This is a genomic window from Paenarthrobacter sp. NCHU4564 (assembly GCF_052156435.1).
In the GTDB taxonomy this organism is placed as follows: domain Bacteria; phylum Actinomycetota; class Actinomycetes; order Actinomycetales; family Micrococcaceae; genus Arthrobacter.
Map to the genome: position 1 here is coordinate 1 of NZ_JBQLIS010000003.1, position 14889 is coordinate 14889.

The window sequence follows — 14889 nt, forward strand, 5'->3', positions numbered from 1 at the left end:
TGTCCCCGAACCCGCTACCGCGGCGATCCCGGTCATTGCCGCAGCCGGCGCCGAGCCCGGCGTCGAACCTGTCCCCGAACCCGCTACCGCGGCGATCCCGGTCATTGCCGCAGCCGGCGCCGAGCCCGGCGTCGAACCTGTCCCCGCCCAGCCCAAGGCGGCAGGCACGGCAAAAACAGCAGGCCAGGTAAAAACAGCCGCAGCAGCTACGGCCGCGGCCGGCCTGTCCAGCCGCAGAGCTGCCCGCGCCGAAGCGGCAGGCCACGCACAAGGTCGAAGCGAAAGCACCCACTCGGCCGGCGCATCCGCCTTTGGATCCCTGGGCGCGTCACCATTCACCCGGGAGCCCCACAACGCCCTGACCAAGGCCGCCTCCGTGAAAACCATGGGCCAGCGCATGGCGGTGGTTGCCGGTGCCTTGGGACTTGTTCTGACGGTCGGCACGGTGAGCCAGGCCTGGGAGCTGCCGCTGATCGGTCAGGAAACACCCGCACAGGAGGCCGGCGGTACTGCATCCGGCGACGGCAATGGACGCCACACCGGCACCGCTTCCCCTGCTCCGAGCCCGTCGTACTCCACGGCCTCGGCAGCATCCCAGACGGCAACCGGCGCGGATCAGCCGCCGGCCGACCCCACGCAGTCGGCACCGGAGGCACCTGCCGCAGTGTCGCCGTCGTCCGTTCCCGTCCCGTCGGTATCGCTGGCAGCGCCGAAATGGGTACCGTCCACAACCCCGTCGGCCGTGGTGCCGGTGCCAGGAGTGACCACTCCGGCTCCGGGCCAGCCCGCGCCGCCGTCGGATGCGGTCACTGCGCCGACCCCCACCCCCACACAGACACCGGCACCCACCGTCACGCCTACTCCCACGCAGACGCCAACACCGACCCAGACCCAGAAGCCGAGGCCCAGCAACGACCCAAAAGCGGGCAGCGCCCCGGCCACCAATGACCCGTCGCTGAACGTGGACGGGCTGCTGGACCTCGCCAAGGAGGCGCTTAAGTGAGCACCCGCATGCCCCGGACCACCACGCACGTCGGCTGGCACGGCCGCTACTGCAGCAGCAGCCGTACGGCAACGTTCCGGCGGCGGATGGGCCGCTGGAGCTGCCAGCGGCTGCGGCGATCAAGATAGCTTCGCTAAAGACAGAGGGCAGGCTCCCGTTGCGGGTGCCTGCCCTCTGTCTTCTTTGATGAAATCAGACTGCCGTATGCAGCGTGTCAGCCGACCTAACCTTCTCGGCCGTGCCGGATTCCGGGCGAGGTGTGATGTCCTTCTTGCGTTCGCGCAGGAAGTAGACCAGCCCCGCGGCGAGCAGTGACGCTGCGGCGAGGGCGTAGAGGCCCGGAACCACGCTGCCTGTCTGCTCCTTGATGATGCCGAAACCGAACGGCGCAACGAAACCGCCGAGGTTTCCCAGCGAGTTGATGATGGCGATGGCCGGGGCAAGGACTGCCGGGTGCAGCCCGGATTGCGGGATGGTCCAGAAGAGCGGCGACGCGCTCTTGAAGCCCATGGCAGCAACAGCCAGGAAGACCAGCGCCAGGACGGGTGTGGCCACGGCTGCCGCAAAGGTCCCGACGGCGGCAACCAGCAGGGCGACCACCAGCAGCGGCCGCTTGGACTTGGCTTTGTCCTGCAGCTTGGCGGCGAAGTACATGGCGAAGACTGCGCAGACCCACGGAATGGCGGAGAGGAATCCGACGCTGAGGTCGGTGGTGCCGGGAATCTGCTTGACGATGGTGGGCAGCCAGAACGTGTTGGCGTAGATGGACAACTGCACGGAGAAATAGATGGCACAGAGCAGGAGGATCTGCGGGTTGAGGAGCATCTTCCAGCGATTGACCTTGCCCTTGGAACCCTTGGTGTGATGGGCGTCTTCATCGGCGATTGCCTGTGTCAGTGCCGACTTTTCCGAGGGAGTCAGCCATTTGGCATCCTCGATTTTGGCATCCAGCAGGAAGAACACAATGCAGCCAACGGCCACGGAGAGCAAGCCCTCAAAGCCGAAGAGCCACTGCCAGCCGCGGATCCCCAGAAGATCGTGGAGGCTGAGGAGCAGGCCCGCGATGGGGCCGGAGAGGGCTGCTGCGACGGAGGACCCGGCAATGAAGATTGCAGTGGCTTTGCCGCGTTGTCCAGCGGGCACCCAGCGGGCGAAGTAGAAGATCACGGCGGGGAAGAAGCCTGCCTCGGCGGCGCCCAGAAGGAAGCGCAGCACGTAGAACATCATTTCGTTCTGGACGAAGGCCATGAGGAAGGACACCAGGCCCCAGCTGATCATGATGCGGGTCAGCCACACCTTGGCGCCGTACTTTTCCATCAGTACGTTGCTGGGAAGCTCGAAGATCGCGTAGGCAACAAAGAACAGCCCGGCACCGAACCCGTAGGCGGCGGCGCCGATTCCTACGTCGGCTTCAAGGTGTTCGTGGGCATAGCCGATATTGGACCGGTTGAGCTGGTTGCAGACGAGCATGACCAGCATGATGGGCAGCACACGCTTGAAAAACTTCTTGGTGGCGTGGGCGACATCCGTGACGGCAGCGTCAACAGATTGCATGGGGTAAATCCTCTTTGACTAGGTAAAGCTTTTCGCGACCGCAGGCGCACTGGGACCGGGCCTGGATCACTGCTGGGGCATGGCACTTGTGGCGCCTGTCATATGACCTGCATCAACTTTAGAGGTTCGGTGTGATGCGCGTCCAACACAGAAATTGCATCAATGAATACCTTCAAAGCATTACAGCCGGTCAGCCGAGCAAGGCAGCGACCACCAGCAGCGCCCCGACGCACAAAACAGTGGTGCAAAGAATGACGTCACGGGCAACCACGGTCCCCCGGTCATATGGGGAGGCGAAAAGAAACACGTTCTGGGCTGTGGGAAGGGCTGCCATGATGACGCTCGCCAGAAGGTGCTGGCCTTCAAGCCCGAAGACGAACCTGCCCAGCGCCCAGACGATCACCGGCATTGCGGCAACCTTGAGGAGGGTTGCCACCACGGTTTCAACGCGGCCATCGCCCTTCTGCAGGGGTGCCTTGCCTGACAGGGACATGCCAAAGGCCAGGAGCACCATGGGAACGGCGGCCCCGGCCAGCATGTCGATGGGTTTCTGTACCAGTTCGGGCGCCTTCCACCCGGTCAGCGCCATCAGCACGCCCAAGCCCGAAGCGATGATCATCGGGTTGGCCAACGGCTGGAGAAGCACCCGCTTCCACGAAACTTTGGCACCACCGGCCAGCCCCAAGACGGTGACATAGAACGGGGCAAGGACCAGCAGTTGGACCAGGAGCACCGGCGCAACGTGCTGGGCGGTTCCCACGGCATAGAGGGAAACCGGGATGCCGATGTTGTTGGCGTTGGCGTAGCTGCTGGCCATGGCACCCACGGCCGTCTCGGCAACGGGCCGCCGGAAGAACAGGACGCTGAGCAGGCAATAGAGCAGCCCCACAGCCGCTGCCGAGAGCAGGGCAAGCGGGGCATCGACGCCGAGGGCCGCCCGGATGTCGCTTGAGGCAACCACGGTGAACAAGAGTGCAGGATTGGTGATGTAGAAGGCAGTCCTGGTCAGTGCACCCTGGACGTCGGGAGCTAGGAGTTTGAACCTGGACGCGCAGAAACCCACGGCGATGACCGCGCTGATGATGAGGATGCCGGAAACGACGCCGCCCACCCTGCTCCCTTCATGAAGTTGGTGTCCGCACGGCCGCTTCCTGTTGCGAGGACTGCAGCGGCCGTGCGGAAGTCAGTACCTACCTGACCAGGCAGGGGCGCTTGGGATCAAACTGCCAGCCATCGATGTAGTACTGCATGCCGATGCTGTCATCACGGGCATCCAGACCGTGCTCCAGGTACAGCTGGTGCGCCTTGTCCAGGGCGTCCCGGTCAAGGTCGATGCCCAGGCCCGGCGCATCAGGAACCTCGATTGCGCCGCCCTTGATCTGCAGCGGTGCCTTGGTCAGGCCTTGGCCGTCCTGCCAGATCCAATGTGTGTCCAGTGCAGTGATCTCACCCGGGGCTGCTGCTCCGGTGTGCGTGAACATGGCCAGCGAGATATCAAAGTGGTTGTTGGAGTGCGAGCCCCACGTGAGTCCGAACTCGTGGCAGAGCTGGGCGACGCGGACGGAACCGTGCATCGTCCAGAAATGCGGGTCTGCCAGAGGAATGTCCACAGCGTTGCTGCGCACGGCATGGGACATCTCCCGCCAGTCCGTGGCAATCATGTTGGTAGCCGTCTTCAGCCCTGTGGCCCGGCGGAATTCGGCCATGACTTCCCGGCCGGAGAAACGTCCCTCGGCGCCACAGGGGTCCTCTGCGTAGGCCACTGCTCCTTGCATGCGCTTGCCCAGGCGGATGGCTTCTTCCAGGAGCCAGCCGCCGTTGGGGTCCAGGGTGACGCGGGCTTCCGGGAAGCGCTTGGCCAGTGCGGTGACAACGTCCACTTCCGCGTCGCCGGACAGCACGCCGCCCTTGAGCTTGAAGTCGCTGAAGCCGTAGCGCTCCTGCGCAGCTTCGGCCAGTGCGACCACGGCTTCCGGGGTCATGGCTTCCTGGCGGCGCAGTTCTTCCCAGCGGTCCGACGGCGACTCTTCCACCAGGTATGGAAGATCCGTGCGCTTGTGGTCGCCCACGAAGAACAGGTACCCGAGCATGGGGACGGAGGTGCGCTGCTGGCCATCGCCTAGCAACTCGGCCACGGGGACGCCCAGGAACTGGCCGTGCAGGTCCAGCAGGGCTGACTCGATGGCAGTGACGGCGTGGACGGTAGTGCGGAGATCGAAGGTCTGCGGGCCGCGTCCCCCGGCATCACGGTCCGCAAACGCTGCAGCAACTTCGCGCAGGAGCGAACGGTAGCGGGCCACAGGCTTTCCGTTGATCAGGGCGCCGGCTTCCTCAATGGTGCTCTTGATCTTCTCGCCACCGGGGACCTCACCCAAGCCTGTGCGGCCTTCGGAGTCCGTAATGATCACCACGTTGCGTGTGAAGAACGGCCCGTGGGCACCGCTGAGGTTCATCAGCATGCTGTCGTAGCCGGCAACGGGCACAACCTCTACCCGGGAAATGGTGGGTTGGGTGCTCATGCGCCGACCTCTGCTTTCTCGTTCGCAGGCACCATCTCTCCGTCGATACGACGGTTAAGGTGCCATGGGTTGGCGTCCTGCAATGATGCCGGGAGGAGTTCCTGGGGCAGGTTCTGGTAGGCCACCGGGCGGAGGAAACGGTTGATGGCCAGGGTGCCCACGGAAGTGGTGCGCGTGTCCGAGGTGGCGGGGAACGGTCCACCGTGAACCATGGCATGGCCGACTTCCACCCCGGTAGGCCAGCCGTTGACGATGATGCGGCCCACTTTCTGCTCCAGTACCGGCAGGAGGCGTGCCGCCGTCGGGTAGTCCCCTTCGGTGAGCTGCAGCGATGCGGTGAGTTGCCCTTCGATCCGCGAGGCGGCTTGGAGGAGGTCATCCACAGAGGAGTAACGGATCACCAGGGATGCTGCGCCGAAGATTTCCTCGTGGAGGACGTGGTTTTCCACGAACTGCTGGACACCGGTCCCGAAAATGGTGGGTGCCGGGGCGTTCTCCGTGGCACCTTTAGTGCCCTGGCCGATCACCTCAACACCGTCGGCCCTGCCGAGTGCCTCCGTACCGGCATTCCAGGAACCGGCAATGCCTTCGGTCAGCATCGTCTGTCCGCTGCAAGCGGCAACAGCGCGTCCGACGGCGGCAGCCAGCCGGTCTCCTGCCTCACCTTCCGGAGCAAACAGCAGACCGGGTGAGGTGCACAGCTGCCCGGAACTGCCCGTCACCGACGCGACGTACTGCCGGGCCAACGCATCGATCTCACCGGCGTCGCCGGCGAGGGCGCCCTCGAAAACGAACACCGGGTTCAGGGAGGACATTTCGGCGTAGACGGGGATGGGTTCCCTGCGGGCTGCGGCGGTACGCATCAAAGCAACACCGGCACTCTGGGAACCGGTGAAACCCACTGCCTTGATCGCGGGATCGGACACGAGGGCCTGGCCGATGCTGGCTCCGGGACCGTAAATGAGCGAAAACACGCCCGGGTGGAGTCCGGTGTCCTTGACAGCCTTGGCGATTGCCTGCCCCACCAGTTCACTGGTGCCGGGGTGGGCGTTGTGGGCCTTGAAAACCACTGGGCAACCCGCGGCCAGTGCTGAAGCGGTGTCTCCACCCGCCGTCGAGAAGGCCAGCGGGAAGTTGCTGGCACCAAAGACGGCCACGGGCCCAAGCGGGATCTGGCGCTGGCGGATGTCCGCACGCGGCAGGGGTGCGCGGTCCGGAATCGCGGGATCGATCCGCACGCCGCGGAAGTCGCCCTGGCGGACAACGTTTGCGAACAAGCGCAGTTGTCCGGTGGTGCGGGCGCGTTCCCCCTGCAGCCGGGCAGCCGGGAGTCCCGTTTCCTGACCGGCGCGGACAATGAGTTCGTCGCCAATGGCCTCAATGTTGTCCGCAATGGCGTCCAGGAACGCAGCGTGGGTTTCGGGGTCCAGCGTGCTGAAGGAAGCATAGGCCTCCTTCGCGGCAGCGGTAGCGGCCTTCAGCTGCTCTTCCGTGAGCAGCGAGTAGGCCGGTTCCAGGGCTTCATTGGTTGCGGGATTGAAGCCGCAGGTGGTCTTGCCGCCACCAACAACGGCCTGTCCGGCAATGAGGGAATGTCCGGTGAGGGTCATGGTTCCTCCTGGGTCTGGGGAGAGAGTCGGTCAGGAAACGCGGGCGATCAGTGCTTTGAGGTCTGCCAGGTCCTGCTCTGCAAGGTTCTGCAGCGGGGGGCGCACGCCGCCTGCGGAGCGGCCGATCGCGTCCAGTCCGCCCTTGACGATGGACACGGCGTAGCCCTTCACGCGGTCGCGGATGTCCAGGTACGGGATCACGAAATCGTTGAGCTTCTTGTTCACAGCCTCACGGTCGTTGTTACGGACATCCGCGTAGAAGTCCAGGGCGAATTGGGGAACGAAGTTGTACATGGCGCTGGAGTAGGTGCTCATGCCGAGTTGCAGGAGCGGAAGTGCGAACGTCTCGGCGGTGGGCAGGCCGCCAAGGTAGAAGAGCCGGTCGCCGAGCTTGGCGTAGACCCGGGCATCGTGCTCCAGGTCGCCAACACCGTCCTTGAACCCGATCAGGTTGGCGTGGCGGTCGGCCAGGGTTGCCACGGTGGAGTCCTTGTAGATGGCGTTGGCACGGTTGTAGATGATGACGCCCAGGTTGGTGGCGCTGCACACGGCGCTAACGTGTTCGATCAGACCACCCTGGTCCGCTTCGGTGAGGTAGGGCGGCAGGAGAAGGAGGCCTTCGGCGCCCGCCGCCTCAGCTGCCTTTGCGTTCTCGACAGCCTGTGCGGTGGAACCGCCGGCGGAGGCGAGCACCGGAACAGTGGATCCGACTTCCTCGACGGCGGTACGCACCACGCGCTCGGATTCCGCGGGAGTGAGGGAGAAGCCTTCACCTGTGCCTCCCGCGGCGAAAAGTCCGGCAACCGGGAAGCTGGCCTGCCAGGCGAGGTGCTTGCGGTAGTTCTCCTCATCGAACTGAAGCTGGGCATCGAAAGAGGTGACGGGGAAGGAAAGGAGCCCGTCCTTGAGGACGTTTGCCAGTTCCTGGGGTGAGTACGTTGCCACGGTGGTCCTTACGGGAAGCATGCGCATCGTTGGCGCGGGTGTGTTGGTTCCTTTCCAGACTAGGTGGGGTACTAATGCCTGTCTAAGTGTTCTTTTGTATCCATTGATACCCTCGCTGCATCAATCATGGAGTCTGGGCAGGGGCTACTCAAGCCCGAAAGACAGTTCCTTCAACAGGCGTCGCAGGGCAGGGTTCTCAACCTTGCGGCGCCAGATTGCGTGAAGTTCCACGGGCTCGGCCTCGCCGCCGGCCAGGTTGAGGAACTCCACTCCCTGCAGACCCAGCACCTTGGCCGAGTGTGGCACGAAAGCAACCCCGCGCTTGGCAGCCACCAGGGAAACCATGGTGAGAATCTGGCTGACCGTATGGACCACGTTTTCATGGCGGATGGGTATCAGGCGGACCACCAAGTCATAGAAATACCGGGCATCCGAGGCTGAGTGCATGATCAGGGGCTCGTCAATAAGATCCTGGTGGGTGACGTCCCTGCCGAGGCCGCCCAGCCGATGCCCCGCGGGAACGGCAAGCAGGATGGACTCCCTGTACAAGAGGTGGGAATCGAACGCCTCCTTGTCGAACGGCGGGCGGGCCAAACCCAGGTCCAACTGGCCTGTGAGCAGCCCGTTGATCTGCTCGCCGGTCACCAACTCTTGGAGGTCAACATCCACGTCCGGAATGATGCCGGCCACTTCCTCCAGCAACGGCCCGAGGATACTAAAGCCGCTGGCCGCCGTGAAGCCGATGCGCAGCAGGCCGGAGCGCCCTGAAGCGATGCGCCGGGCCGCCACGGGTGCGCGTTCGGCCAGTGCCATCAGCCGGCGGGCCTCCTCAAGGAACGCCTGCCCGGCGTGCGTCAGTTCCACCTTGCGATTGTCCCGCTCCAGCAGTTCCGCACCCACGATCTTTTCCAGCCGCTGGATCTGGCGGCTCAGCGGCGGCTGGGTCATGTTCAGCCGCTCCGCAGCCCTGCCGAAGTGGAGCTCCTCGGCAACGGCTATAAATCCGGCCAACTGATCGAAAGTAAACATGATGCCTTCCCGGTATCAAATGATGCATTTTTGGGCTTAGACATGCATCATAACGGGTCCCTACACTCGACAGAGCGCACCGGGCGTGACCCGGTTCACATGCTGGAGGACTCACCCTCCGCATGAACCACCCGTGCCAACCAGGAGTCCCAATGACGCACTTCCCCAACCGCCGCGCTGTCCTCGGAGCGGCTTCAGCACTCACCCTTTTGGCCCTCACAGCTTGCGGCAACGTCGCCGGAGGCAGTTCCTCTACCAACGCCAAATACCCGAACGGGCCCGTCAACCTCACCGTAGGACAGGCAGCAGGCGGCAGCACCGACCTCATCGCCAGGGCCGTGGCCGAGGGCGCAGGCAAAACCCTCGGCTCGCCCATGCCGGTTGTTAACAAGCCCGGAGCCAACGGCGCCTTGGCCACCAAGGAAGTGGCCGGCAAGCCCGCGGATGGCCAGAACCTGGTGCTCCTCACGGCGTCCCTCATCACTATCACCCCGTTGGCAGTATCCGCCGACGAGGCCGTGAACATCGACGATCTCGACATCATCGCAGGACTCTCCCAGGACGACTACGTGCTGGTTGCCAGCAAGCAGTCCGGCTTTTCCTCTTTCAAAGACGTCACGGACGCCAAGCGCAACGTCACCTTTGGAACCACCGGCGTGGGCACCGGCAGCCAGCTCGCCCAAACCGTCCTCTTCAAGCAGGCCGGAGTCCAGGGAACCGATGTCCCCTTCGACAGCGGCAAACCGGCCTTGACGGCGGTCCTGGGCAACCAGGTTGAACTCGCCACCATCCAGCTCGGCGAAGCCATGCCCCAAATCGAGGCCGGCAAAGTGACACCGCTGCTGGTGTTCTCCAATGAGCGCAACTCCTTCCTGCCGGACGTCCCGTCCGCGAAGGAGGCCGGCTACGACGTTCCCGTGGCACAGTACCGCGCACTTGCCGCACCCAAGGGGACCCCGCAGGATGTGAAGGACAAGCTCTACTCCGCGCTTCAGGAGACCTTCAAGACGGACGCCTACAAAGAGTTCAATAAGAAAAACATGCTCACACCCAAGGAGATCTCCGGCGAAGAAGTAGTCAAGGAATGGAAGGACTACGCAGCCAAATACAAGTCCCTGGTAGAGAAGTACGACATCAGCCTCAGCGGAACCAAGTGATTCCCGTGAGCACCGGCAACCCGGCACCCGGCGGAGGCAGCAGCGCAAACGCAGCTGCCGCCGTCGGGAGCCCCGACGAACTGACCCCTGAACAACTGGCCGCCCAGTGGGAGGAAGAAAAGCCCCCTGCCGCCGGCCCGCTGGCCAACGTGGCGTCATCGCTGGTGGTGATCGGGGTTGGAGCGGGTGCCGTTGCGCTGTCCGTGGCCATGGGCTTGGGGACTCTGGCGGCACCCGAACCCGGTCTGTGGCCGTTCATGATCAGCTGCGTCATGGTGGCCCTTGGCCTCTTCCAGCTGATCATCGGCCGGAGGAACCTGGATGCGGAAAAATTCACCCGGCTCTCCCTGGCACCCGTGACCGGGTTCGTCTCCCTGGCCGCCATGGTGGCGCTCATGCCCCTGATCGGATTCGAAATTCCCGGGCTGGTGCTCTGCATCATCTGGATGAAGTTCCTGGGCAGTGAAACCTGGCGGTCCACGCTGCTGGTCAGCGCCTTGGTGATCGTCGCCTTCTACGGCATCTTCGTTCTGGCGCTCAATACGTCCATCCCCCACCTTTTCTAGGAGACACCCGTGGATTTCCTGAATCCCGTGATCGACGGTTTCGGCGTCGTCCTGGAACCCATGAACCTGCTCTACTGCCTGATCGGTGTCCTCATCGGCATGCTGATCGGTGTGCTGCCCGGATTGGGGCCGGCGGCGACCATCGCGATCCTGCTCCCGCTGACCTACAGCGTGGAACCGGTCACGGCCATCATCATGCTGGCCGGAATCTTCTACGGTGCCCAGTACGGTGGAACCATCACCTCCGTGCTGCTCCGGTTGCCCGGCGAAGCATCGTCAGTGGTCACGGTCTTCGACGGTTACCAACTGGCCAAGCAAGGGAAAGCCGGAACAGCCCTCGGTCTCGCTGCCATTGGCTCGTTCACCGGCGGGACGGCGGCCATCATCGGCCTGACTTTCCTGGCACCCCTGGTGGCCAGCTTTGCACTGGACTTCGGTCCCGCCGAATACTCCGCATTGGCCCTCCTGGGCATCCTTCTGGTGGCAACCATCAGCAGCGGAGCAAAGGCCAAGGCGCTCATCGCCGCCGCCATTGGACTTTTGCTGGCCACCGTAGGCCGGGACGTCTTCACCGGTGAGAACCGATTCACCTTTGGCAGCCTCGAACTCGCAGACGGCATCGACTTCGTCCCCATCGCCATGGGCATCTTCGGACTCGGCGAAATCCTGTACAACCTCGAGGAGCGCCACCGCGCCGCGAAGGCACCATCCGCCGTCGCGAATGTCTGGCCATCCCGGAAGGACCTGAAGCAGGCGTCGGGCGCAATCGGCCGCGGCTCCATCCTGGGATTCTTCCTGGGCATTTTGCCCGGTGGTGGTGCCACGATCGCCTCCATGGCGTCCTATGCCATGGAAAAGAAGCGGGCCAAGCAGCCCGAGCGGTTCGGCAAAGGCGCACCGGAAGGTGTGGCCGGACCCGAGACAGCCAACAACGCCGCAGCCACGTCCTCCTTCATCCCGCTCCTCACGCTCGGCATCCCTGCCAACGCCACCATGGCTCTCATGTTCGGAGCGTTGCTGATTCAGGGCGTCACCCCCGGCCCGCAGCTGGTGGACCAGGATCCGGAGCTGTTCTGGGGCGTGGTGAACTCGATGTACATCGGCAACATCCTGCTGCTGATCATGAGCCTGCCGCTGGTGGGAATCTTTGTGAAGATCCTGCGCGTACGCGCCGCCATCCTGGCGCCGATCACCGCACTCATTACCCTCCTGGGCGCCTACACCATCAACAACAGCATGTTCGATGTGACGCTGGTGGTGGTCTTCGGCGTGGTGGGTTACCTGATGAAGAAGTTTGGCTTCGAGCCCGGCCCGCTGGTGCTTGCCTTCGTCCTGGGATCGCTCCTGGAAAGCTCCCTCCGCCGCTCACTGCTGGTGTTCGGCGGCGATCCCATGGGCTTCTTCTCGCGGCCCATCTCGGCCACCCTGCTTCTGGTCTTCGTGCTCGTGGCCTTGCTGCCCGCGCTCCGCACGCTCCTGGCCCGGCGGTCCAGGTCTTCCCAGGCGGCACGCAACTCCGGTTCAACTATCCAGGGCACCAACGACATCAAGGAAAAGGTATGAAAATCATCGTCGGCTTCGTTCCCACCCCGGCAGGAGAAGCGGCCCTGGCCGCGGGGATCTCGGAGGCACAACTTCGCCGGCAGGACCTGGTGATTGTGAACTCCGCCCGGGAAGGCGCGCTAGTGGACAAGTCGGTCGCTCCAGCCTCCGTCCTTGAAGAAGCGCTCCGGCGGGCAACGGAAGCCGGCGTGAACGCCACTGTCATCCAGCCGCCCTACAAGGACGACCTCGCCGACGAATTCCTCGACGTCGCGCGGGACATCGATGCTTCGCTGATCGTCATCGGGCTCCGCCACCGGACCCAGGTGGGCAAGTTCATTATGGGCAGCCACGCGCAACGGATCCTCATGCAGGCCGACCGCCCAGTGCTGGCCGTTAAGGCCGGAACGTCGGCTTTCTAAATCCTGGGCCTCCCCGCCCAACGACGGGCCTTCAGCGCCGCATGCAGTTCGAGCCGGATCGCGCCGCTCAGCGGATCAGCTCCGATGAGTTGGCGGATCCGGCCGAGCCGGTTGTAGATACTGCTGCGGTGCAGGTGGAGCTTCCGGGCAACATCCTGGACCGATCCGTCGTTGTCGTACAGCAACTCCAGCACCGGCAGCAGCTCGCCGTTGCGGTCGTGGCCTTCCAGCGCCCTGAAGTGGACCGACCCCGCGTCGTCCCAACCCCCGGGGGCCTGCAGACGGTCGAACAACTGGTAAATCCCCACGGCGCGTCCGTCCACCAACTCTCCCAGCGGCGGGTCCACCGCAGCCGCCTGGGCGGCAACCCTGGATTCCCGGTAGGCCGCTGCCAACTGGCGGATCACCTGGAAGGGCTCGCTGATACCCAGGATCACGCGGTCCACGGTCCGCCCGGCCCGCTTGGCCAGTTCCAGCTGGTAGTGCACCAGCACCTGGGCATGCTCCGCCCGGCCGCCGGAAGCCCGGAACAGCATCACCGCATGGGTTTCCGTTCCGGCACTGAACAGGGCAGCGTCCACCCCAATGGTGGACTGCAGTGCGGCGGAACGGTGCGTCAGCGTCGCGGCAATGGGATCGACGGCGGATCCCGCACCACCGGCGTCCAGCACCGTCACCACCTGCCATGGTCCGCGGCCTTGGATTTCCTTCCACCCGGCAACAGCCGACACAGCATTCGACTCGCCTCCGCAGGCAGCCATGAATTCCTGCTCCCGCCGCCTCCGGAACTCCGACTCGGCAGTATTGGAATCCAGCAACACCCCTGCCAACAGATCCAGTTCGTCCCGCACGCCGGGCAACTGGGCGAGGATCGCCGTCGCGGTCTGCTCCTCAAGATCCTGTTGCACCCAGAGGTATCCCACCCGGAAACCGCGCACCAGCAACGGCACGCAGACCCGGCCAAGCATGCCCAGATCATCGTTGGCGGGCACCACAACGGGACGGACCGCCGTCGAAATTCCATGCGAAAGCTGCCACGCGCTGACGTCGCCGGGGACCTTCTTGCTCAGGAGGAAATTCACGCGCACGCGGTCCGCATGGGACTGGTTGGAGCTGTAGGCCAGGAGGACACCGTCGAGGTCTTCCAAAGACAGGCCCCGCCCGAGTTTCGAAGCGACCCTCTCAACAATCTGTTCGACGTCCTGCTGCACGGGGACAGCGTACCAACATCAGGCGACACCTGACGTTCCAAGGCTCGACAAATGTCGAGCTAGATATTCCAAAAACCCTGATTTTCCGCGGTTCTTCCCCCTCAAGCGCTGAGGTAATCGTGTCGCCTGCCTCACAGCCGGATCTATTCTGGAACCACAGCCCGCAGCAAAATCCGGCCGAAAAAAGCCGCAAACGATGGAGCCCCAGATGATCATCGGTGTCCCCAAGGAAATCAAGAACAACGAGTTCCGCGTAGCCATCACGGCCGCCGGCGTGCACGAGTTCCGCACCCACGGACACACTGTCCTCGTTGAACGCGGTGCCGGCCTCGGCTCGGGTATCACCGACGAGGAATACTCGATCGCGGGCGCCGAAATTGTCAACGAAGCCGACGACGTCTGGGCCCGTGCCGACATGGTCATGAAGGTCAAGGAACCCATCAAGGCCGAATACCACCGCTTCCGCAAGGGCCTGATCCTCTTCACCTACCTGCACCTGGCCGCCGAGCCCGAGCTCACCACCGAGCTCATCAACTCCGGCGTCACGGCCATCGCCTACGAAACCGTGCAGGAAGGCCGCGCCCTCCCGCTGCTCGCCCCCATGTCCGAGGTCGCGGGCCGGCTCTCCGTGGTGGTCGGCGCGTCCTCCCTCATGGCACCCGCCGGCGGCAAGGGCATCCTGCTGGGCGGCGTTCCGGGCGTGCGCCCGGCCAAAGTTGTTGTCCTCGGAGCCGGCGTTGCGGGAACCAACGCCGCTGCCATGGCGCTGGGCCTCGGTGCTGATGTCACCATCATGGACATCAACATCAACCGGCTGCGCGAACTCGATGCCCTTTACCAGGGCCGCCTGAAGACCGTCGCCTCCAACGCCTACGAGATCGAGAAGTCAGTTGTCGACGCAGATCTCGTGATCGGTTCCGTCCTGATCCCGGGCGCCAAGGCCCCGAAGCTGGTCACCAACGAACTCGTGTCCCGGATGAAGCCGGGCTCGGTGCTGGTGGACATCGCCGTGGACCAGGGCGGCTGCTTCGAGGACACGCACCCCACCACCCACCAGGAACCGACGTACAAGGTCCACAACTCGATCTTCTACTGCGTTGCCAACATGCCCGGCGCTGTTCCGAACACCTCCACGTACGCCCTGACCAACGTCACCCTGCGCTACGCCGTCGCCCTGGCCAACCTCGGCGTCAAGGCCGCCTTCGACCGCGATCCGGCACTGGCAGCCGGCCTCAACATCGCCGGCGGCCAGGTGGCACACCACTCCGTCTCCGAGGCGCACAACCTGCCCCTGGTTGAGGACTGGCACAGCCTGGTCACTGCCTAGGCTT

Annotated in this window: 13 protein-coding genes; 6 read left to right on the forward strand and 7 right to left on the reverse strand. The window is 64.2% G+C overall.

What is annotated here, in order from left to right; all coding sequences use genetic code 11:
- Positions 1-1003, forward strand: a 1003-nt coding sequence (locus ACSVIE_RS03985) for a hypothetical protein (protein WP_442423075.1), incomplete at its 5' end; no start/stop codon positions are given.
- Between the two features lie 192 nt (positions 1004-1195).
- Here ACSVIE_RS03985 and ACSVIE_RS03990 read toward each other — a convergent pair.
- From ACSVIE_RS03990 to ACSVIE_RS04015, 6 genes are all read right to left on the reverse strand, one after another.
- The gene (locus ACSVIE_RS03990) at positions 1196-2557 is read right to left on the reverse strand and encodes an MFS transporter (protein ID WP_426004645.1); all 1362 of its coding nucleotides are present in this window, start codon (positions 2555-2557) and stop codon (positions 1196-1198) included.
- A gap of 190 nt (positions 2558-2747) precedes the next feature.
- Positions 2748-3668 carry an AEC family transporter gene (locus tag ACSVIE_RS03995; RefSeq protein ID WP_426004647.1) on the reverse strand — a complete coding sequence of 307 codons (921 nt, stop codon included), beginning with the start codon at positions 3666-3668 and terminating at the stop codon, positions 2748-2750.
- 79 nt (positions 3669-3747) lie between these two features.
- The gene (locus tag ACSVIE_RS04000) at positions 3748-5076 is read right to left on the reverse strand and encodes an enolase C-terminal domain-like protein (protein WP_442423076.1); all 1329 of its coding nucleotides are present in this window, start codon (positions 5074-5076) and stop codon (positions 3748-3750) included.
- Complete coding sequence (locus tag ACSVIE_RS04005) at positions 5073-6686, reverse strand: aldehyde dehydrogenase (NADP(+)) (protein WP_442423077.1); 1614 nt, start codon at positions 6684-6686, stop codon at positions 5073-5075. Before ACSVIE_RS04005 ends, ACSVIE_RS04000 begins: the two co-directional genes overlap by 4 nt.
- Before the next feature lie 30 nt (positions 6687-6716).
- On the reverse strand, positions 6717-7631 hold the full coding sequence (gene kdgD, locus ACSVIE_RS04010) for a 5-dehydro-4-deoxyglucarate dehydratase (RefSeq protein WP_426004650.1): 915 nt from the start codon (positions 7629-7631) through the stop codon (positions 6717-6719).
- A gap of 144 nt (positions 7632-7775) precedes the next feature.
- Positions 7776-8660 carry a LysR family transcriptional regulator gene (locus tag ACSVIE_RS04015; protein ID WP_426004652.1) on the reverse strand — a complete coding sequence of 295 codons (885 nt, stop codon included), beginning with the start codon at positions 8658-8660 and terminating at the stop codon, positions 7776-7778.
- Positions 8661-8812: 152 nt separating this feature from the next.
- On the opposite strand from ACSVIE_RS04015, the gene ACSVIE_RS04020 reads away from it, so the two are divergent.
- The 4 genes from ACSVIE_RS04020 to ACSVIE_RS04035 are packed head-to-tail and all read left to right on the forward strand — an operon-like array spanning position 8813 to position 12347.
- Positions 8813-9817, forward strand: a complete 1005-nt coding sequence (locus ACSVIE_RS04020; protein ID WP_442423078.1) for a tripartite tricarboxylate transporter substrate binding protein — start codon at positions 8813-8815, stop codon at positions 9815-9817.
- 5 nt (positions 9818-9822) lie between these two features.
- A complete protein-coding gene (locus tag ACSVIE_RS04025) occupies positions 9823-10383 on the forward strand; it encodes a tripartite tricarboxylate transporter TctB family protein (protein ID WP_426004655.1) in 561 nt (186 codons plus the stop codon).
- A gap of 9 nt (positions 10384-10392) precedes the next feature.
- Entirely contained in the window at positions 10393-11946 is a 1554-nt protein-coding gene (locus tag ACSVIE_RS04030; RefSeq protein ID WP_442423079.1) for a tripartite tricarboxylate transporter permease, read from the forward strand.
- Positions 11943-12347 (forward strand): universal stress protein, encoded by a 405-nt coding sequence (locus ACSVIE_RS04035; protein WP_426004657.1) that lies wholly within the window; start codon positions 11943-11945, stop codon positions 12345-12347. The genes ACSVIE_RS04030 and ACSVIE_RS04035 overlap by 4 nt, the downstream gene beginning before the upstream one ends.
- Here the strand turns inward: ACSVIE_RS04035 and ACSVIE_RS04040 are convergent.
- On the reverse strand, positions 12344-13558 hold the full coding sequence (locus ACSVIE_RS04040) for a PucR family transcriptional regulator (protein WP_426004658.1): 1215 nt from the start codon (positions 13556-13558) through the stop codon (positions 12344-12346). The genes ACSVIE_RS04035 and ACSVIE_RS04040 overlap by 4 nt on opposite strands.
- 208 nt (positions 13559-13766) lie before the next feature.
- On the opposite strand from ACSVIE_RS04040, the gene ald reads away from it, so the two are divergent.
- Complete coding sequence (gene ald, locus ACSVIE_RS04045; RefSeq protein WP_426004659.1) at positions 13767-14885, forward strand: alanine dehydrogenase; 1119 nt, start codon at positions 13767-13769, stop codon at positions 14883-14885.
- The last annotated feature ends 4 nt before the right edge of the window (positions 14886-14889 follow it).

What these genes read in the sequence shown, in the direction of transcription:
- ACSVIE_RS03990 (WP_426004645.1), bottom strand. Translation starts at nt 2,557, where the DNA reads ATGCAATCTGTTGACGCTGCCGTCACGGATGTCGCCCACGCCACCAAG.
- ACSVIE_RS04000 (WP_442423076.1), bottom strand. Translation starts at nt 5,076, where the DNA reads ATGAGCACCCAACCCACCATTTCCCGGGTAGAGGTTGTGCCCGTTGCC.
- ACSVIE_RS04005 (WP_442423077.1), bottom strand. Translation starts at nt 6,686, where the DNA reads ATGACCCTCACCGGACATTCCCTCATTGCCGGACAGGCCGTTGTTGGT.
- ACSVIE_RS04015 (WP_426004652.1), bottom strand. Translation starts at nt 8,660, where the DNA reads ATGTTTACTTTCGATCAGTTGGCCGGATTTATAGCCGTTGCCGAGGAG.
- ACSVIE_RS04020 (WP_442423078.1), top strand. Translation starts at nt 8,813, where the DNA reads ATGACGCACTTCCCCAACCGCCGCGCTGTCCTCGGAGCGGCTTCAGCA.
- ACSVIE_RS04035 (WP_426004657.1), top strand. Translation starts at nt 11,943, where the DNA reads ATGAAAATCATCGTCGGCTTCGTTCCCACCCCGGCAGGAGAAGCGGCC.
- ald (WP_426004659.1), top strand. Translation starts at nt 13,767, where the DNA reads ATGATCATCGGTGTCCCCAAGGAAATCAAGAACAACGAGTTCCGCGTA.